This window comes from Citrobacter sp. HN-141 (assembly GCF_033341895.1).
Taxonomy (GTDB): Bacteria; Pseudomonadota; Gammaproteobacteria; order Enterobacterales; family Enterobacteriaceae; genus Citrobacter.
Genome location: NZ_JAWPBF010000001.1, coordinates 418,645 through 433,816 on the forward strand (window position 1 = coordinate 418,645; position 15,172 = coordinate 433,816).

Below are 15,172 nucleotides of genomic sequence, written 5' to 3' on the forward strand. Positions count from 1 at the left end.
TTTGGTGGAGCTAAGCGGGATCGAACCGCTGACCTCTTGCATGCCATGCAAGCGCTCTCCCAGCTGAGCTATAGCCCCACGATGCCTTTACGTACCAAATTCATTGGGATTAAATTTGGTGGAGCTAAGCGGGATCGAACCGCTGACCTCTTGCATGCCATGCAAGCGCTCTCCCAGCTGAGCTATAGCCCCGTCACGTAAAGCTTGTCGAGTTGACGGGCGGCATCATATGAATTCCCTTCGCGTGTGTCAACGGCAAAATTAACTCATAGAATTCAATCGCTGAAAAAGCAGGCAAATGAAGAACATTGCGCAACAACTCGTATTCAGTAGTTAAACGCGTCACGGTTTCTACTAAAATGGTGCTATAAAATGAGCCACTAATTAACCCCACGACTATTCAGGGAATCGTTATGTTCAAGGAACGGATGACGCCAGAAGAACTTGCTAATCTGACCGGATACAGCCGACAGACCATCAATAAATGGGTGCGCAAGGAAGGTTGGGCTACTTCACCCAAACCCGGCGTTCAGGGCGGTAAAGCCCGTCTGGTTCACGTTACCGAACAAGTTCGTGAATACATTCGCAGCGCTGAGCGTTCAGCGGAAGGCTTATCAGATAATTTATCTTTATCCGGTGACACCTCCATCGAAGCTCTACTGATTAGGCTCGCCAAAGAAATGACACCATCAGAACAGAAAATGTTTACGTCACTGATCCTGCGTGAAGGCATTACGGGTTTATTACAACGCTTAGGGATCCGCGACAACAAATAATATGAAAAAATTACGCAGCAAAATGACGACCGAAGAGCTGGCTGAATGTCTCGGGGTTGCCAAACAAACCGTCAATCGTTGGATCAGAGAACAAAACTGGACCACCGAAAAGTTTCCCGGCGTTAAAGGGGGTCGTGCAAGGCTGATTCATATTGATGCCGGCGTCCGAGAGTTTCTTCTCAACATTCCAGCTTTTCGCAAGGTGCCGGAATTTTATCAGGCAGAAGAACCGCTTGCCGAGTATACACACGTGGTTCGCAGTCACGCCTGCCGTCAGATAATCAGCGCACTGGATAACATGTCGCCAACGGAACAGGAAAAGCTGGCGATGTATATTTCGCGCGAAGGTATTCGCACTTTCCTGACCCGTCTGGGCATTGATGAGTCTGAATAAATGCCAAAAAAACGGCAGGGTGTGCGCCTGCCGTTTTTTCATCTCTTAAACCCGTCTTACTGCTGACTTTCACGCTCAGCAATAAACGCCAGTGCTTTGTTAATACGTTCAATGCTGCGAGACTTACCAATCGCATGCACCGTAACGTCTAACGCCGGAGACTGACCCGCACCGGTTACGGCTACGCGCAGCGGCATCCCGACTTTACCCATACCCACTTCCAGCTCGTCAGCGGTTGCCTGAATCGCGTGGTGCACGTTTTCCGCGGTCCATTCGCTGATAGCAGCCAGTTTGTCGCGAACCACTTCCAGTGGCTGACGCGCAACCGGACGCAGGTGTTTCTTCGCCGCATCGGCATCGAACTCAGCAAAGTCTTCGTAGAAGTAGCGGCAGCTCTGCGCCATCTCTTTCAGCGTCTTGCAGCGTTCACCCAGCAGTTTTACCAGCTCAGACAACTGCGGGCCGACGCGCGTATCGATATTTTCCTGCTCAATGTGCCACTGCAGATGCGTTGCCACATATTCCGGTGCCAGTGCATTAATGTAGTGATGGTTCAGCCACTGCAGTTTTTCAGTGTTGAACGCGCTCGCAGACTTGCTCACCGCACCGAGAGAGAACAGCTTGATCATTTCTTCACGGGTGAAGATCTCCTGATCGCCGCTGGACCAGCCCAGACGCACCAGATAGTTCAGCAGCGCTTCCGGCAGGTAACCGTCGTCGCGATACTGCATCACGCTGACCGCACCGTGACGTTTAGAAAGTTTTTTACCGTCGTCGCCGTTGATCATCGACACGTGTGCATAAACCGGCACCGGCGCATTCAGCGCTTTCAGGATGTTGATCTGACGCGGGGTGTTGTTGATATGGTCTTCACCACGAATAACGTGAGTGATTTCCATATCCCAGTCGTCGACAACCACGCAGAAGTTGTAGGTCGGGGAACCGTCGGTACGGCGGATGATCAGATCGTCCAGCTCCTGGTTGCTGAATTCGATCGGCCCACGGATCTGGTCATCAAAAATAACGGACCCGTCCTGCGGGTTGGCAAAGCGTACTACGCAAGGTTCATCGGCGGCATGATGCTCATGACCGTGGCGGCAGCGACCGTCGTAACGCGGTTTCTCGCCATTCGCCATCTGCTCTTCGCGCAGCGCGTCCAGACGCTCTTTGGAGCAGTAGCATTTATACGCGGTGCCTGCTTCCAGCATCTCATCGATGACAGCATTATAACGATCAAAACGTTTAGTCTGGAAATACGGGCCTTCATCCCACTCCAGATTCAGCCAGTTCATGCCATCCATAATGGCTTCAATAGCTTCCGGCGTGGAGCGTTCGAGATCGGTGTCTTCAATACGCAGCACAAACTCACCGCCATGGTTACGTGCAAAAAGCCAGGAATAAAGAGCAGTACGCGCACCGCCGACGTGCAGGTAACCTGTCGGGCTTGGCGCGAAGCGAGTTTTGATTTTCATGAAATGGCCTTACGTTTATAAAGATGCCGACAACCGGCAAATCCAGGGAAGATTATCAGGCTGGTATTCTATCACTGTGGTCTGATTCCTCAATGTTCATCGGGTCGGAACATCACGCTTTGCCATTTTCGTATACAAATCATGCTGCATGGATTGTTTTGCGATCGTTTTGTTTAAATTTACGACGAACGAACAATTTCTTTAGAAAATGCGTTGACTCATTTTCAACTCTCCCTATAATGCGACTCCACACAGCGGGGGTGATTAGCTCAGCTGGGAGAGCACCTCCCTTACAAGGAGGGGGTCGGCGGTTCGAACCCGTCATCACCCACCAACTACTTTAAGTAGTCTCCGCCGTGTAAAGTAAGAAATTGAGAAGTGGGTGATTAGCTCAGCTGGGAGAGCACCTCCCTTACAAGGAGGGGGTCGGCGGTTCGATCCCGTCATCACCCACCACTTTCTCGCCAGCTGGATTTCTTACAATAAAATGAAGTACCGAAGTGGGTGATTAGCTCAGCTGGGAGAGCACCTCCCTTACAAGGAGGGGGTCGGCGGTTCGATCCCGTCATCACCCACCACTTCGGGTCGTTAGCTCAGTTGGTAGAGCAGTTGACTTTTAATCAATTGGTCGCAGGTTCGAATCCTGCACGACCCACCAATGTAAAAAGGCGCCCTAAAGGCGCCTTTTTGCTATCCGCGATTTATAAGATTCGAACCTGCAGCAGGTTCGGGTCGAACGTAGTGAGACAACGGAGCCGTTCACGGCGACGGCCCAAAGGGCGAGCAAAGCGAGTCATCCTGCACGCCCCACCAATGTAAAAAGGCGCCCTAAAGGCGCCTTTTTGCTATCTGCGATTTATAAGATTCCAACCTGCTCGCCTGATGCGCTGCGCTTATCAGGCCTACAGACAATACCGCACGCGTAGGCCGGATAAGACGTTAGTCGCCATCCGGCACAGACATCATACCGTTAGCGCCGCTACCAGTTTTTCCAGAGCTGGCGTTGCTTGTTGTTGGTCGTACACAATATACAAATCCGCCGGAATACGTTCCTCTAACGGTCGAAATACCACGCCAGGCCAACTCATCTGCGCATAACTGTCAGCAATTAACGTAATACCAATCCCCATGCTGATCATCGCCAGTACCGTTTGCGGCTCCCTCACCTCACGAATAATCATCGGGGAAAATCCAGCACTCAGGCAAACGCGCTGCAAAAATGCCCAGTCCGTATGAATGGAAGGCATCGTGACAAAATATTCATTTCTCAGCGCCTCCAGCGGTACGGATTCACTGGCAGTAAGAGGATGCTCTTCCGGCATGGCAACCAGAAAAGAGGACTCATGCAAGCGTAGACTGGTAAACCCGGGAGAAAGCTCCGTAGCCATCCGCCAAATTCCCGCATCCAGTTCACGCCGTTCCAGCATCGTCATCTGCATAGCGGGCATGTTCTCGCGAAACAGCACCTCAACATTGGGATTATCCTTCAGAAAACGCCGCATCACCGGGCGCATTTTGCCCCACATCGCAGTACCGATAACGCCAAGCTCAATTCGCCCTGCCTCACCACGACCAATCTGCTCCACTCTCGCCAGCGCCTGATTGGCACTGGATAACAGTCGGCGCGACTCTTCCATCAATATTTTTCCGGCGTGAGTTAACGCCACGCTGCGGGAATGACGGATAAATAGCAAAGTGCCGAGCTGTTGCTCCAGCTCTTTAATATGGGTACTGAGCGGCGGTTGCGACATATTCAGGCGAGCAGCGGCACGTCCAAAATGCAGTTCTTCTGCGACAGCAAGAAAATAACGCAGTAACTTCAGATCGATGCGGTGCGTGCGTTCCATGGATAATGCGCTCCTGAAATAAGGATAATGCGCAAAGTTACCACATTGCCTCGCAGAAGATGAAACGGCGGGTATCAGAACCCGCCGCCAATGGAGCGTTAATGTGCCGGTGATTTCTGCGCCAGTCGTTCAGGCTCATGCTTGTACTTAAAGAACAATGCAAAGATAACCGCCAGAGCCAGCGCATATGCGGCAAACACCAGCCAGATGGTCTGCCAATCCTTGACGCCATCGACAGAAAAATAGTCCACCGCCATACCGCTCAGGATTGAACCCACCCACGCGCCAACGCCATTTACCATCGTCATAAACAGCCCCTGCGCACTGGCGCGAATATTAGAGCTAACCTCCTGCTCGACAAATACCGACCCTGAGATATTGAAGAAATCAAACGCACAGCCGTAGACAATCATCGACATCAGCAGCAGCACAAAACCAAACGGCGACGGATCGCCAAAGGCAAAGAAGCCAAAACGCAGCGTCCATGCCAGCATGCTCATCAGCATCACCGTTTTAATGCCAAAGCGTTTAAGGAAGTACGGAATAGTGAGAATAAAACCCACCTCCGCCATCTGTGAAACAGAAAGCAATATGGAGGGGTACTTCACCACAAAGCTGTCGGCAAATTCCGGGTTACGGGCAAAATCATGCAGGAACGGATTGCCAAAGACATTAGTGATTTGCAGCACCGCCCCCAGCATCATCGCAAACAAAAAGAAGATTGCCATCTGCGGTTTTTTAAACAGGACAAAGGCGTCCAGACCAAGCTTGCTGGCAAGGGTGGTGCTTGCTTTCTTCTCAGCAACCGGGATTTTCGGCAACGTAAGCGCATACAGAGCCAGCAGCAGCGATGCACCTGATGCGATATACAACTGCGCGCTGCTCAGTTCCAGCCCCATCAGGCTGACTGTCCACATCGCCACAATAAACCCTATGGTGCCAAACACGCGGATTGGCGGGAACGCGGTGACCGGATCCTGACCCGATTGCGCCAGGCACGAGTATGAGACGCTGTTCGATAACGCAATCGTCGGCATATACGCCATTGCGTTAACCAGCATCACCCAAAACATGGTCTGTGGATCGGTAACGGTTGTGGCATATAACAACACGCCCGCACACACCAGATGACAAAGCATATAGGCGCGCTCGGCGCGTAGCCATTTATCGGCAATAATACCCATAATGCCCGGCATGATAATCGCCGCCAGCCCTTTCGAACTGTAAATCATACCGACGTTCGCGCCGGTAAAATCCAGGGTGTTAATCATGTAAGAACCCAGGGTTACCAGCCAGCTTCCCCAGATAAAATATTGCAAAAACGACATGAGCTTTAAGCGAGATGCGATACCCATTTTTCCGTTCCTTGCCATAAAGTAAGACCCCGCAAGCGGGGTCATTTTTTAGTTATTCAGGCCAGTTTGCGCAAGAATCCGCAGATCAAATTGATGAAATTCTGCCGGGAGAGTTCCGCCGCTGCCAGCGTCTGCGCGTGGGATAATTTCACATCACCCAAACCTTCCGCCAGGTTGGTGATGGCTGCCACCGCAACCACTTTCAGACCGCAGTGTCGCGCAGAGATAACTTCAGGCACCACCGACATCCCCACCACGTCGCCACCGATGATTTGCATCATGCGGATTTCTGCCGCGGTTTCAAAGTTCGGTCCCGGATAAGAAACAAATACACCTTCACTCAGCGGGAACCCTTCCTCAGCGGCAACGGTTTGCAGGACCGCACGGTAGTCAGCATCATAGGCATTCGCCAGCGAAAAGAATCGCTCGCCAAAACGCTCATCGTTAAGTCCCACCATCGGTGTGCCCGGCATTGTATTAATGTGATCGCTAAGCGCAACAAGGCTACCCGGTCCGACTTCAGGACGTAAAGAACCTGCGGCATTGGTGCAAAACAGTAGCTCACAACCCAACAGCTTCAGCGTACGAATGGCATCCGTCATCACCGTCATGCCGCGACCTTCATAGAAATGTCCACGTCCTTTCATACAGGCCACCGGAATTCCCGCCAGATTCCCCAGCACCAGCTCACCAGCATGACCGTGTACGGTGCTCACCGGGAACCCCGGCAGTTTCTCGTAAGAGATGGCCACCGCATCCTCAATTTGATCCGCCAACGCCCCCAGGCCGGAGCCGAGGATAAAGGCTACGCGCGGCGTAAAATCCGGCTTGTAACCACGAATGATATCGGCGCTATACCAGGGATTTTGCGAGAAAAGAGAGTGGCTCATGAGATGTCCTTAATACTGAGTAATCGAAAATAACGTAGCGTACCGCACTGTTATAGCGAGACTGCGCAATCGATTACCAATACCGTTTATCCCAACAACCGATAGTAAATCTGTATCGATGAGTTGCACTAAATCAGCCTGAAATCACATTATTTTTGAGCCAGAAATGGCACAGGAATACAGATACATGAAGGTTTGGGATTTTTATGATTAAACTCCACTCGCCGTATTGTCACTGAAGTTCTGTTCGCTGATGCCGATACTCATGTTTTATGGCGCGAGGAATCCGTATGACAACTATCAACGTTTCCACCCCAACTCTTCAAAGCAGTAGCGGCGGCGGAAAAGCATCAGCCGGGAATGACATCTCCGCACAGATTGCACAAATCACCCAAAAGATAACTAAGCTAACCCAGCAGCTCAAAGATATCCCCAATAGCAGTGGCAGCGTTGAGCAGAAGCGCGAGCAGCAGGAGCTTATTCAGACTCAAATCAAGATGTTACAAGCACAGCTGGCTCAATTGTTGCGCCAGCAGGCCGAGGAGTCACAGCAAAAGCAAAGCGCCGATCAAAGAAAAGCTGAGGGCGTCAACAATGCTACCGATCCACATCGGGTCGATATTTATATCTGATACAACGGATCGCGTGCCCGACCGGCGGTTAATTCACTGGCCTGCATGCGCACCACGTCCCACAGCGCCTGGGCCGCAGTCGATAAAGAACGATTTTTACGTCGTGCCAGCATCAGTTGTCGTTCCACAACCGGCGTCAGGCGTTTAACCTGCAAATGGCTGCCCTCCGGTAAAGGGAGCGCCAGCGCGGGCAGCACGCTGATACCAATCCCCGCCTCAACCATCGGGAAAAGCGTGGCCGGGTGACCAATCTCCTGAACAATATTGGCCTCAATGGAAAAGTGGGCCAGCGCCGCATCGATCAATGGTCGACTGCCGGAAGCGTAATCCTGTAATACCAGGCGCTCATGGTATAAATCCTGCCAATTTACCCATTCGCGTTGGGCTAGCGGATGATCCTCTCGACACAGCAACAGGAACGGTTCGGATAACACCGCTTCACACTGTAGATCGGTCACTGCGCCAGGATCTATCACAATGCCAAAATCCACCTCGCCCTGACGAATACTCTCCAGCACCCACTGTTGTGGACGATCGTGCAGCACAAAATCGATCGCTGGATAAAGCTGATTGCTCTGGGCAATACACTGGGGAATAAGGTGGGCAGAGATCGTCTGGCTGGCGGCAACGCGCACCGTTCCGGTTAACTGCGTTCCCACCTGGCCTGCTTCGCGCAGCGTGCTGTGCAGTTCATCCAGAATACGTTCCAACCGCGCCGCCAACTGGTGCCCTGCTTCCGTCAGCACCACTTCCCGCGTTGTTCTATCTAACAACCGCACACCCGTCTGCGCTTCCAGCTCTTTAACGCTGTGGCTGACCGCAGACTGGCTTAAGCCAATGATATCCCCCGCCCGGCTAAAGCTTTTGGCCTGAGCGACGGTAACAAAGATACGGAGCTGACGCAGAGAGTAATTCATCTATTCGATTCATATATGGATGCAATAAATCAATTTTATTTCTCAAATGGAAAAACGCAAAATGTTCCTACCGAATTTCAGGAGCTTTTATGAAACTTTTTCGTATCCTTGATCCGTTCACGATAACGTTGATTACGGTCGTATTACTGGCGTCCTTTTTCCCGGCCGAGGGTGGCTTTGTGCCTTTCTTTGAAGGCTTAACCACCGCAGCCATTGCCCTGTTGTTTTTTATGCACGGGGCGAAGCTTTCGCGTGAAGCCATTATTGCCGGCGGTAGTCACTGGCGTTTGCATCTGTGGGTGATGTGCAGCACGTTTGTTGTTTTCCCGGTGCTGGGCGTTCTGTTCGCCTGGTGGGCGCCGGTTAATGTTGACCCGATGCTGTACACCGGTTTCCTGTACCTGTGTATTTTGCCGGCCACGGTGCAGTCGGCAATCGCCTTTACGTCGCTGGCGGGGGGTAACGTTGCCGCCGCCGTGTGTTCCGCTTCGGCCTCCAGTCTGCTGGGTATTTTTCTCTCGCCGTTGCTGGTTGGTCTGGTAATGAATATGCACGGCGCAGAAGGCAGTCTGGAGCAGGTGGGGAAAATCATGCTGCAACTGCTGCTGCCGTTCGTACTGGGACATCTTTCACGTCCGTGGATTGGTAACTGGGTGTCCCGACATAAAAAATGGATCGCCAAAACGGACCAATCCTCCATCTTACTGGTAGTGTACTCCGCCTTCAGTGAAGCCGTGGTTAACGGAATCTGGCACAAAGTGGGGATTGGCTCGCTGCTGTTTATCGTGGTGGTCAGCATCGTATTGCTGGCAATCGTGATTGGCATCAACGTCTTTGTTGCGCGTAAATGCGGCTTCAACAAAGCCGATGAGATCACCATTGTCTTTTGCGGATCGAAAAAGAGCCTGGCGAATGGGATCCCAATGGCAAATATTCTGTTCCCGACCTCAGTGATAGGAATGATGGTGCTGCCGTTGATGATCTTCCATCAAATTCAGCTGATGGTGTGTGCTGTGCTGGCACGTCGCTACAAGCAACAAACGGACGCATTGCAGGCGCAGCAGAAAAGCCGCACCGCAAAAGCTTAGAGTGGGCGTTTCAAGGGCTGTACCAGTTGGGTCAGCCCCTCTGTTTTAATCAGCAGCGTGATTTGCATCAACTCGCCGAGCTTGCCCGGCGGGAATTCATCCTTACGGGCAAACCACAGCAGATACTCTTCCGGTACATCAATCAGCCGACGCCCTTTATATTTGCCAAAGGGCATCACGGTATTGGCGATTTCAACCAGCTGCTCTTTTTCCATCTCAGGCACCCAGTAAGCGGATCATTTCAGCTTCATCGATCACGGCAATACCCAGTTCCTGCGCTTTTGCCAGTTTCGACCCCGCCGCTTCACCGGCAATCACCAGGTCGGTTTTCTTCGATACGCTACCGGCCACTTTTGCACCCAACTCGGTCAGTCGCGCTTTGGCGTCATCACGCGACATCTGGCTCAGGCTCCCGGTCAGCACCACCGTTTTACCCGCGAAGGGGCTGTCGATTTCTTCAGCGTTGATAACCACCGGCGCTGGCCAGTGAATCCCCTGCTCCAAAAGCTGGACGATCACCTCGCGGTTACTCTCTTCGGCAAAGAAATTAAACACGTGGGTCGCTACCACGATGCCGACATCCGGCACTTTTTGCAGCTCTTCAATGGAAGCCGCTTCCAGCGCCTCAAGGGTGCCAAAATGCGCCGCAAGACCAGCCGCCGTAGCTTCGCCGACTTCGCGAATACCCAGCGCGTAGAGAAAACGGGCAAACGTCGTCTCTTTTGCTTTTTCCAGCGCATTCACCACGTTTTGCGCCGATTTCGGTCCCATGCGATCAAGACCGGTCAGCTTACCTGCGGTCAGCGTGAAGAGATCCGCTGGCGTGTGGACATACTCTTTCTCGACCAGTTGATCGATAATTTTGTCGCCCATGCCGTCAACGTCCAGCGCGCGGCGGGAAACGAAGTGTTTCAGTGATTCCTTACGCTGCGCTCCGCAGATTAAACCACCGGTACAGCGAGTGACTGCTTCGCCTTCCACACGCTCAACGTCAGAGTTGCATACCGGACAGTGGGTGGGAAACTCAATTTCACGCGTATCGTCCGGGCGTTCGGAAAGCACGACGTTCACTACCTGCGGGATGACATCGCCCGCACGGCGAATGACGACTTTATCGCCAATACGCAAACCAAGACGCTCAATTTCATCCGCATTGTGCAAGGTGGCGTTACTGACCAACACCCCGGCAACCTGAACTGGCTCAAGGCGAGCCACGGGTGTAATCGCCCCGGTGCGTCCAACCTGAAACTCAACATCGCGTACGAAGGTCATTTGCTCCTGCGCCGGGAACTTGAAGGCCACCGCCCAGCGCGGCGCGCGAGCGACAAAACCCAGTTGCTCCTGCAACGCCATGGAGTTGACTTTGATCACCACACCATCGATATCGAATCCCAGCGTCGGTCGGTCTTCTTCAACCTTATGATAGTAAGCAAGTACTTCCTCCGGAGAGTCGCAAAGCGTAACTCTGTCGCTCACCGGCAATCCCCACTCTTTAAATTGCAGCAGACGGCCCAGGTGGGTATCAGGCAACACACCACCTTCCAGCACACCAACGCCATAGCAGAAGAAAGTAAGCGGTCGCTTCGCTGTGATACGCGGATCGAGCTGGCGCAATGACCCGGCCGCCGCGTTACGCGGGTTAGCAAACACTTTGTTGCCAGTACGGCGGGCCTCTTCGTTAATTTTTTCAAATCCGGCCTGCGGCAGGAACACTTCACCGCGCACTTCCAGACGCGTCGGAATGTTATCGCCACGCAGTTTTAACGGGATCGCACGAATGGTGCGCACGTTCGAGGTAATATCCTCACCCGTAGTACCATCACCACGCGTTGCGGCACTGACCAGCACACCGTTTTCATACAGGATACTGACCGCCAGCCCGTCCAGCTTCAGTTCGCAGCACCAGGTTAGTTTGTCCGTACTCTTCAGTCTGTCCTGCACACGCTTGTTGAAGGCGAGAAAGCTCTCTTCATCAAACACGTTATCCAGCGACAGCATCGGCACTTCATGACGGATCTGGCTGAACGCCGCCAGAGGTGCGGCACCTACGCGCTGGGTGGGTGAATCGGGCGTGACAAGTTCAGGATGCTGCGCTTCCAGTTCACGCAGTTCGCGCATCAGGCGATCATATTCCGCATCAGGAATTTCCGGCGCGTCCATCACATGGTAAAGATACTCATGATGGCGAAGCGTGGTTCGCAGTTCTGTCAGTTGTTGTTCGATTGATTCCATATCGCACCATCAATGATAAAAAACCCCCGACAGGCGGGGGTTCAGAAAGGAGAGGTCACGCCAGAGGAAAATCAGGCGTGAGATTCTTTAACTTCGCGGATGCGGTCCTGATACTCGCGCAGTTTCTGCGGCGTCATCATACGACGTTGATCGTCGAGCACCACACCACCCACTTCATCGGCAATGTGCTGTGCGGACTGCAGCATCAGCTTGAAGTTTTGCAGCTCGTCGCCATAGGACGGAACCTGCATAAAGATAGTGACGCCCGGCGTGCTGAAATTGCCGGTCATCTCAGGGTCAAACGTCCCTGGGTTAACCATATTGGCAAGGCTGAACAGAGACGGACCGCTGCCATCCGGGCTCAAATGACGATGGAAAATATCCATATCGCCAAACTTAAAACCGGCTTGCTGAATGCTGTTGAGCAACACTTCACCGTTGAGCTCGCTACCGTGATGCGCCGCAACGTTCATAATAATGACCGCTTCTTTACGCTGCGGTTTTTCAGCAACAGGCGCTTCTTCAACTACCGGCTCAGGCTGCGGTTGATGCTCAACGGCAGGCTCTGCGGGCTGGAAAGTCTGCGGCGCAGGTTGCGGTGCTTGCTGCACGGGCTGCTGAACCTGCGGAGCAACGGGCTGATGCTGCATCGGCTGCTGCACAGGTTGTTGCTGAACAGGCTGATGTTGCACCGGCTGCTGCGGTTGTACAGGCTGCGGCTGCTGCTGAGCATGCGGCGGCGGTACCGGCGCTTGTGCAGGCTGCGGCGCGGGTTGACGCGGCTGAGCAGACGCATAAGGCGGCTGGTACTGGTGTTGCGGCGACTGAGGAGGAACACCATGTTCCTGCGCGCTGCCGGGGGCATGATTCACACGATGCACGCGGACTTCGCCCACGCCTTCGTCTTCCTCGACGTTGTCGTCGTAGGAATCCTCGTCATCACGTTTAGACTTCATGCGTTTCAGTGGGCGATCGCGGAATATAGAAGACCGTTCTTTACGGCTAGTCCAGAAACCATGTACCAGTAAAGCGATTATGGCGATCGCGCCAACAATGATTAATATCAGACGCAAATCCTGCATCATTATATTCTCTGTTGTTCTAACACCTTGCCACCACGGCAAACATTTACTCACTAAGAGTATTTGCCGATTACGCCAAGTGCAAGTGCACTCTTGGCTTTCACGGCATAAAGATGAATAAAAACGTGCTTTTTGCTGTTTTTTCGAACATTTCTGAACAGCCTAACGCTCAACAACCCGGTAAGATACGCAAAGTTTACCAGAGCTCATATAACAAGGAGTATGTCCTGACCATGGTTTCATCATCTGCAGTTGTACCTCGCAGCGGTTTTTATTACTTTTCTCAGGGATGGAAACTCATCACGCAACCGGGAATTCGTCGCTTTGTTATCCTGCCTTTACTGGTGAATATTTTGCTGATGGGCGGCGCATTCTGGTGGCTGTTTACGCAACTGGACAGTTGGATCCCCGCGCTGATGAGCCACGTCCCGAGCTGGCTACAGTGGCTCAGCTATTTGCTATGGCCGATTGTGACTGTCTCCGTGCTACTGGTGTTTGGCTACCTGTTCTCCACCATCGCCAACTGGATCGCCGCACCGTTTAACGGCTTGTTGGCAGAACAACTCGAAGCTCGCCTGACGGGCGCGACGCCGCCTGACACTGGCGTTCTTGGCATCATGAAAGATGTGCCGCGTATTATGAAGCGTGAATGGCAAAAGCTGGCGTGGTATCTCCCGCGCGCCTTTGTGTTATTGCTCCTCTATTTTATCCCCGGCGTGGGGCAGACCGTCGCACCTGTACTGTGGTTCCTGTTCAGCGCGTGGATGCTGGCTATTCAATATTGTGATTATCCGTTCGACAACCACAAAGTGCCCTTTAAAGAGATGCGGATCGCCCTGCGCACACGCAAAGTCACCAACATGCAGTTTGGTGCGCTAACCAGTCTGTTTACGATGATCCCGGTGCTCAATCTGTTCATCATGCCAGTTGCGGTTTGTGGTGCCACGGCGATGTGGGTAGACTGCTACCGTGCTAAACACGCGTTATGGAAGTAATGCAAAAATGTGTAAAACAGGGATGGCTTATGCCGTCCCTTATTCCATACTGACGTCGAATATTTCCTTTCTGAATATAGATATGCTAAATCCTTACTTCCCCATACTTTCTCAACAGGTATGCTGAAGCGGTATCCCAATTTCATACAGTTAAGGACAGGCCATGAGTAAGATTTTTGAAGACAACTCGCTGACTATCGGTCATACGCCGCTGGTTCGACTGAACCGTATCGGTAACGGACGCATTCTGGCGAAGGTGGAGTCACGTAACCCGAGCTTCAGCGTCAAATGCCGTATCGGTGCCAATATGATTTGGGATGCCGAAAAACGTGGTGTACTGAAGCCGGGCGTTGAGTTGGTCGAACCGACCAGCGGTAACACCGGGATCGCGCTGGCCTACGTTGCTGCCGCCCGTGGTTACAAACTCACCCTGACGATGCCAGAAACCATGAGCATTGAGCGTCGCAAGTTGCTGAAGGCATTGGGTGCAAACCTGGTGCTGACCGAAGGCGCGAAAGGCATGAAGGGCGCGATTCAAAAGGCAGAAGAGATTGTTGCCAGCGACCCAGAAAAATTCCTGCTGCTTCAGCAATTCAGCAACCCGGCGAACCCGGAAATCCACGAGAAAACCACCGGCCCGGAAATCTGGGAAGATACCGACGGTCAGGTTGATGTGTTTATCTCTGGCGTCGGTACCGGCGGTACGCTGACCGGGGTGACTCGCTACATTAAAGGGACCAAGGGCAAAACGGACCTCATCACCGTTGCCGTTGAGCCGACAGACTCGCCGGTTATCGCCCAGGCGCTGGCGGGTGAAGAGCTGAAACCAGGCCCGCATAAAATTCAGGGCATTGGCGCAGGCTTCATTCCTGGTAACCTTGACCTGAAGCTTATCGATAAAGTGGTTGCCATCACTAATGATGAAGCGATTTCCACGGCGCGCCGCCTGATGGAAGAAGAAGGTATTCTGGCAGGTATCTCTTCAGGTGCTGCGGTTGCTGCCGCGCTTAAGCTCCAGGAAGATGAAACCTTTACCAATAAGAATATAGTGGTTATTCTACCGTCATCGGGTGAGCGTTATCTGAGCACTGCACTGTTTGCCGATCTCTTCACTGAGAAAGAACTGCAACAGTAATGCCAGCATGTTAAATACGCGTAAAAAAGCACCCTTTTGGGTGCTTTTTTGTGGCCTGCTTCAAAGTTTCAACCCACCTGGCATTGATTCAGCCCGCCGGAACTGGTATTTAACCAAACTAATTATTTTGATGCGCGAAATTAATCGTTACAGGAAAAGCGCTAGCTGAATCGATTTTATGATTTGGTTCAACTCTTCCTTTCGCGGCATAATGTTTAATGACGAACGAAACGTCAGCGGCAAGAAGTTGCCAGCAACGGATTGCACCGAACTCCTTTTGTGTCGCGTCCTGTTTACGTCGACGCTAACAATACAGGCTAAAGTTGAACCGCCAGGCTAGACTTTAGTTCCACAACA

14 protein-coding genes, 6 tRNA genes and 1 other RNA gene are annotated in these 15,172 nt (G+C 52.5%); 11 read left to right on the forward strand and 10 right to left on the reverse strand.

The genetic code is table 11. The annotated features are described in order from the left end of the window. Positions 1-2: 2 nt before the first annotated feature. Both RYZ59_RS01960 and RYZ59_RS01965 read right to left on the reverse strand, forming a co-directional pair. Positions 3-78: transfer RNA gene (locus RYZ59_RS01960), tRNA-Ala, on the reverse strand. A 38-nt stretch (positions 79-116) separates the two neighbouring features. Next, positions 117-192 (reverse strand) — tRNA-Ala (locus RYZ59_RS01965). Between the two features lie 221 nt (positions 193-413). Here RYZ59_RS01965 and RYZ59_RS01970 point away from each other — a divergent pair. Beyond that, positions 414-776, forward strand: coding sequence for a YfeC-like transcriptional regulator (locus RYZ59_RS01970; protein ID WP_003028277.1), 363 nt, complete (start codon positions 414-416; stop codon positions 774-776). 1 nt (position 777) lies between these two features. Then, the gene (locus RYZ59_RS01975) at positions 778-1,170 is read left to right on the forward strand and encodes a MerR family transcriptional regulator (RefSeq protein ID WP_005130008.1); all 393 of its coding nucleotides are present in this window, start codon (positions 778-780) and stop codon (positions 1,168-1,170) included. Positions 1,171-1,226: 56 nt separating this feature from the next. Here the strand turns inward: RYZ59_RS01975 and gltX are convergent, their stop codons facing one another. Next, positions 1,227-2,642 (reverse strand): glutamate--tRNA ligase, encoded by a 1,416-nt coding sequence (gltX, locus tag RYZ59_RS01980; protein ID WP_005130009.1) that lies wholly within the window; start codon positions 2,640-2,642, stop codon positions 1,227-1,229. Positions 2,643-2,900: 258 nt separating this feature from the next. On the opposite strand from gltX, the gene RYZ59_RS01985 reads away from it, so the two are divergent. The 5 genes from RYZ59_RS01985 (at position 2,901) to RYZ59_RS02005 (ending at position 3,455) form a co-directional block, all read left to right on the forward strand. Beyond that, positions 2,901-2,976, forward strand: a tRNA-Val gene (locus RYZ59_RS01985). Positions 2,977-3,022: 46 nt separating this feature from the next. Beyond that, a tRNA-Val gene (locus RYZ59_RS01990) sits at positions 3,023-3,098 on the forward strand. A 46-nt stretch (positions 3,099-3,144) separates the two neighbouring features. Then, positions 3,145-3,220, forward strand: a tRNA-Val gene (locus RYZ59_RS01995). 4 nt (positions 3,221-3,224) lie between these two features. Continuing rightward, positions 3,225-3,300 (forward strand) — tRNA-Lys (locus RYZ59_RS02000). Between the two features lie 29 nt (positions 3,301-3,329). After that, a non-coding RNA gene (locus RYZ59_RS02005) (RtT sRNA) lies at positions 3,330-3,455 on the forward strand. 149 nt (positions 3,456-3,604) lie between these two features. Here RYZ59_RS02005 and RYZ59_RS02010 read toward each other — a convergent pair. The 3 genes from RYZ59_RS02010 to xapA all read right to left on the reverse strand — a co-directional run bounded on the left by RYZ59_RS02010 (position 3,605) and on the right by xapA (position 6,734). After that, positions 3,605-4,489, reverse strand: a complete 885-nt coding sequence (locus RYZ59_RS02010; protein ID WP_318044543.1) for a LysR family transcriptional regulator — start codon at positions 4,487-4,489, stop codon at positions 3,605-3,607. Between the two features lie 98 nt (positions 4,490-4,587). After that, positions 4,588-5,844, reverse strand: coding sequence for a nucleoside permease (locus RYZ59_RS02015; protein ID WP_137384714.1), 1,257 nt, complete (start codon positions 5,842-5,844; stop codon positions 4,588-4,590). Positions 5,845-5,900: 56 nt separating this feature from the next. Then, positions 5,901-6,734, reverse strand: a complete 834-nt coding sequence (gene xapA, locus RYZ59_RS02020; protein WP_137384715.1) for a xanthosine phosphorylase — start codon at positions 6,732-6,734, stop codon at positions 5,901-5,903. Positions 6,735-7,024: 290 nt separating this feature from the next. Here xapA and RYZ59_RS02025 point away from each other — a divergent pair, with 290 nt between their 5' ends. Continuing rightward, positions 7,025-7,366 (forward strand): FlxA-like family protein, encoded by a 342-nt coding sequence (locus RYZ59_RS02025; RefSeq protein WP_191234959.1) that lies wholly within the window; start codon positions 7,025-7,027, stop codon positions 7,364-7,366. On the opposite strand, the gene RYZ59_RS02030 is transcribed toward RYZ59_RS02025, so the two are convergent. Beyond that, positions 7,357-8,283: a LysR family transcriptional regulator gene (locus RYZ59_RS02030; RefSeq protein WP_318044555.1), complete on the reverse strand. Its 927-nt coding sequence runs from the start codon at positions 8,281-8,283 to the stop codon at positions 7,357-7,359. The genes RYZ59_RS02025 and RYZ59_RS02030 overlap by 10 nt on opposite strands. A gap of 89 nt (positions 8,284-8,372) precedes the next feature. Here RYZ59_RS02030 and RYZ59_RS02035 point away from each other — a divergent pair, with 89 nt between their 5' ends. Beyond that, positions 8,373-9,371 (forward strand): bile acid:sodium symporter family protein, encoded by a 999-nt coding sequence (locus tag RYZ59_RS02035; RefSeq protein ID WP_311394110.1) that lies wholly within the window; start codon positions 8,373-8,375, stop codon positions 9,369-9,371. Here the strand turns inward: RYZ59_RS02035 and RYZ59_RS02040 are convergent. From RYZ59_RS02040 to zipA, 3 genes are all read right to left on the reverse strand, one after another. Then, the gene (locus tag RYZ59_RS02040) at positions 9,368-9,586 is read right to left on the reverse strand and encodes a DUF3820 family protein (protein ID WP_003038102.1); all 219 of its coding nucleotides are present in this window, start codon (positions 9,584-9,586) and stop codon (positions 9,368-9,370) included. The two genes, RYZ59_RS02035 and RYZ59_RS02040, sit on opposite strands and share 4 nt — an antisense overlap. 1 nt (position 9,587) lies before the next feature. Then, positions 9,588-11,603 (reverse strand): NAD-dependent DNA ligase LigA, encoded by a 2,016-nt coding sequence (ligA, locus tag RYZ59_RS02045; RefSeq protein ID WP_318044559.1) that lies wholly within the window; start codon positions 11,601-11,603, stop codon positions 9,588-9,590. Between the two features lie 71 nt (positions 11,604-11,674). Continuing rightward, the gene (gene zipA / locus RYZ59_RS02050) at positions 11,675-12,688 is read right to left on the reverse strand and encodes a cell division protein ZipA (RefSeq protein ID WP_318044562.1); all 1,014 of its coding nucleotides are present in this window, start codon (positions 12,686-12,688) and stop codon (positions 11,675-11,677) included. A 230-nt stretch (positions 12,689-12,918) separates the two neighbouring features. On the opposite strand from zipA, the gene cysZ reads away from it, so the two are divergent. Together cysZ and cysK are read left to right on the forward strand one after the other, a co-directional pair. After that, positions 12,919-13,680 carry a sulfate transporter CysZ gene (gene cysZ, locus RYZ59_RS02055; RefSeq protein WP_318044564.1) on the forward strand — a complete coding sequence of 254 codons (762 nt, stop codon included), beginning with the start codon at positions 12,919-12,921 and terminating at the stop codon, positions 13,678-13,680. A gap of 163 nt (positions 13,681-13,843) precedes the next feature. Next, complete coding sequence (cysK, locus tag RYZ59_RS02060) at positions 13,844-14,815, forward strand: cysteine synthase A (RefSeq protein ID WP_003038091.1); 972 nt, start codon at positions 13,844-13,846, stop codon at positions 14,813-14,815. Positions 14,816-15,172 lie beyond the last annotated feature (357 nt).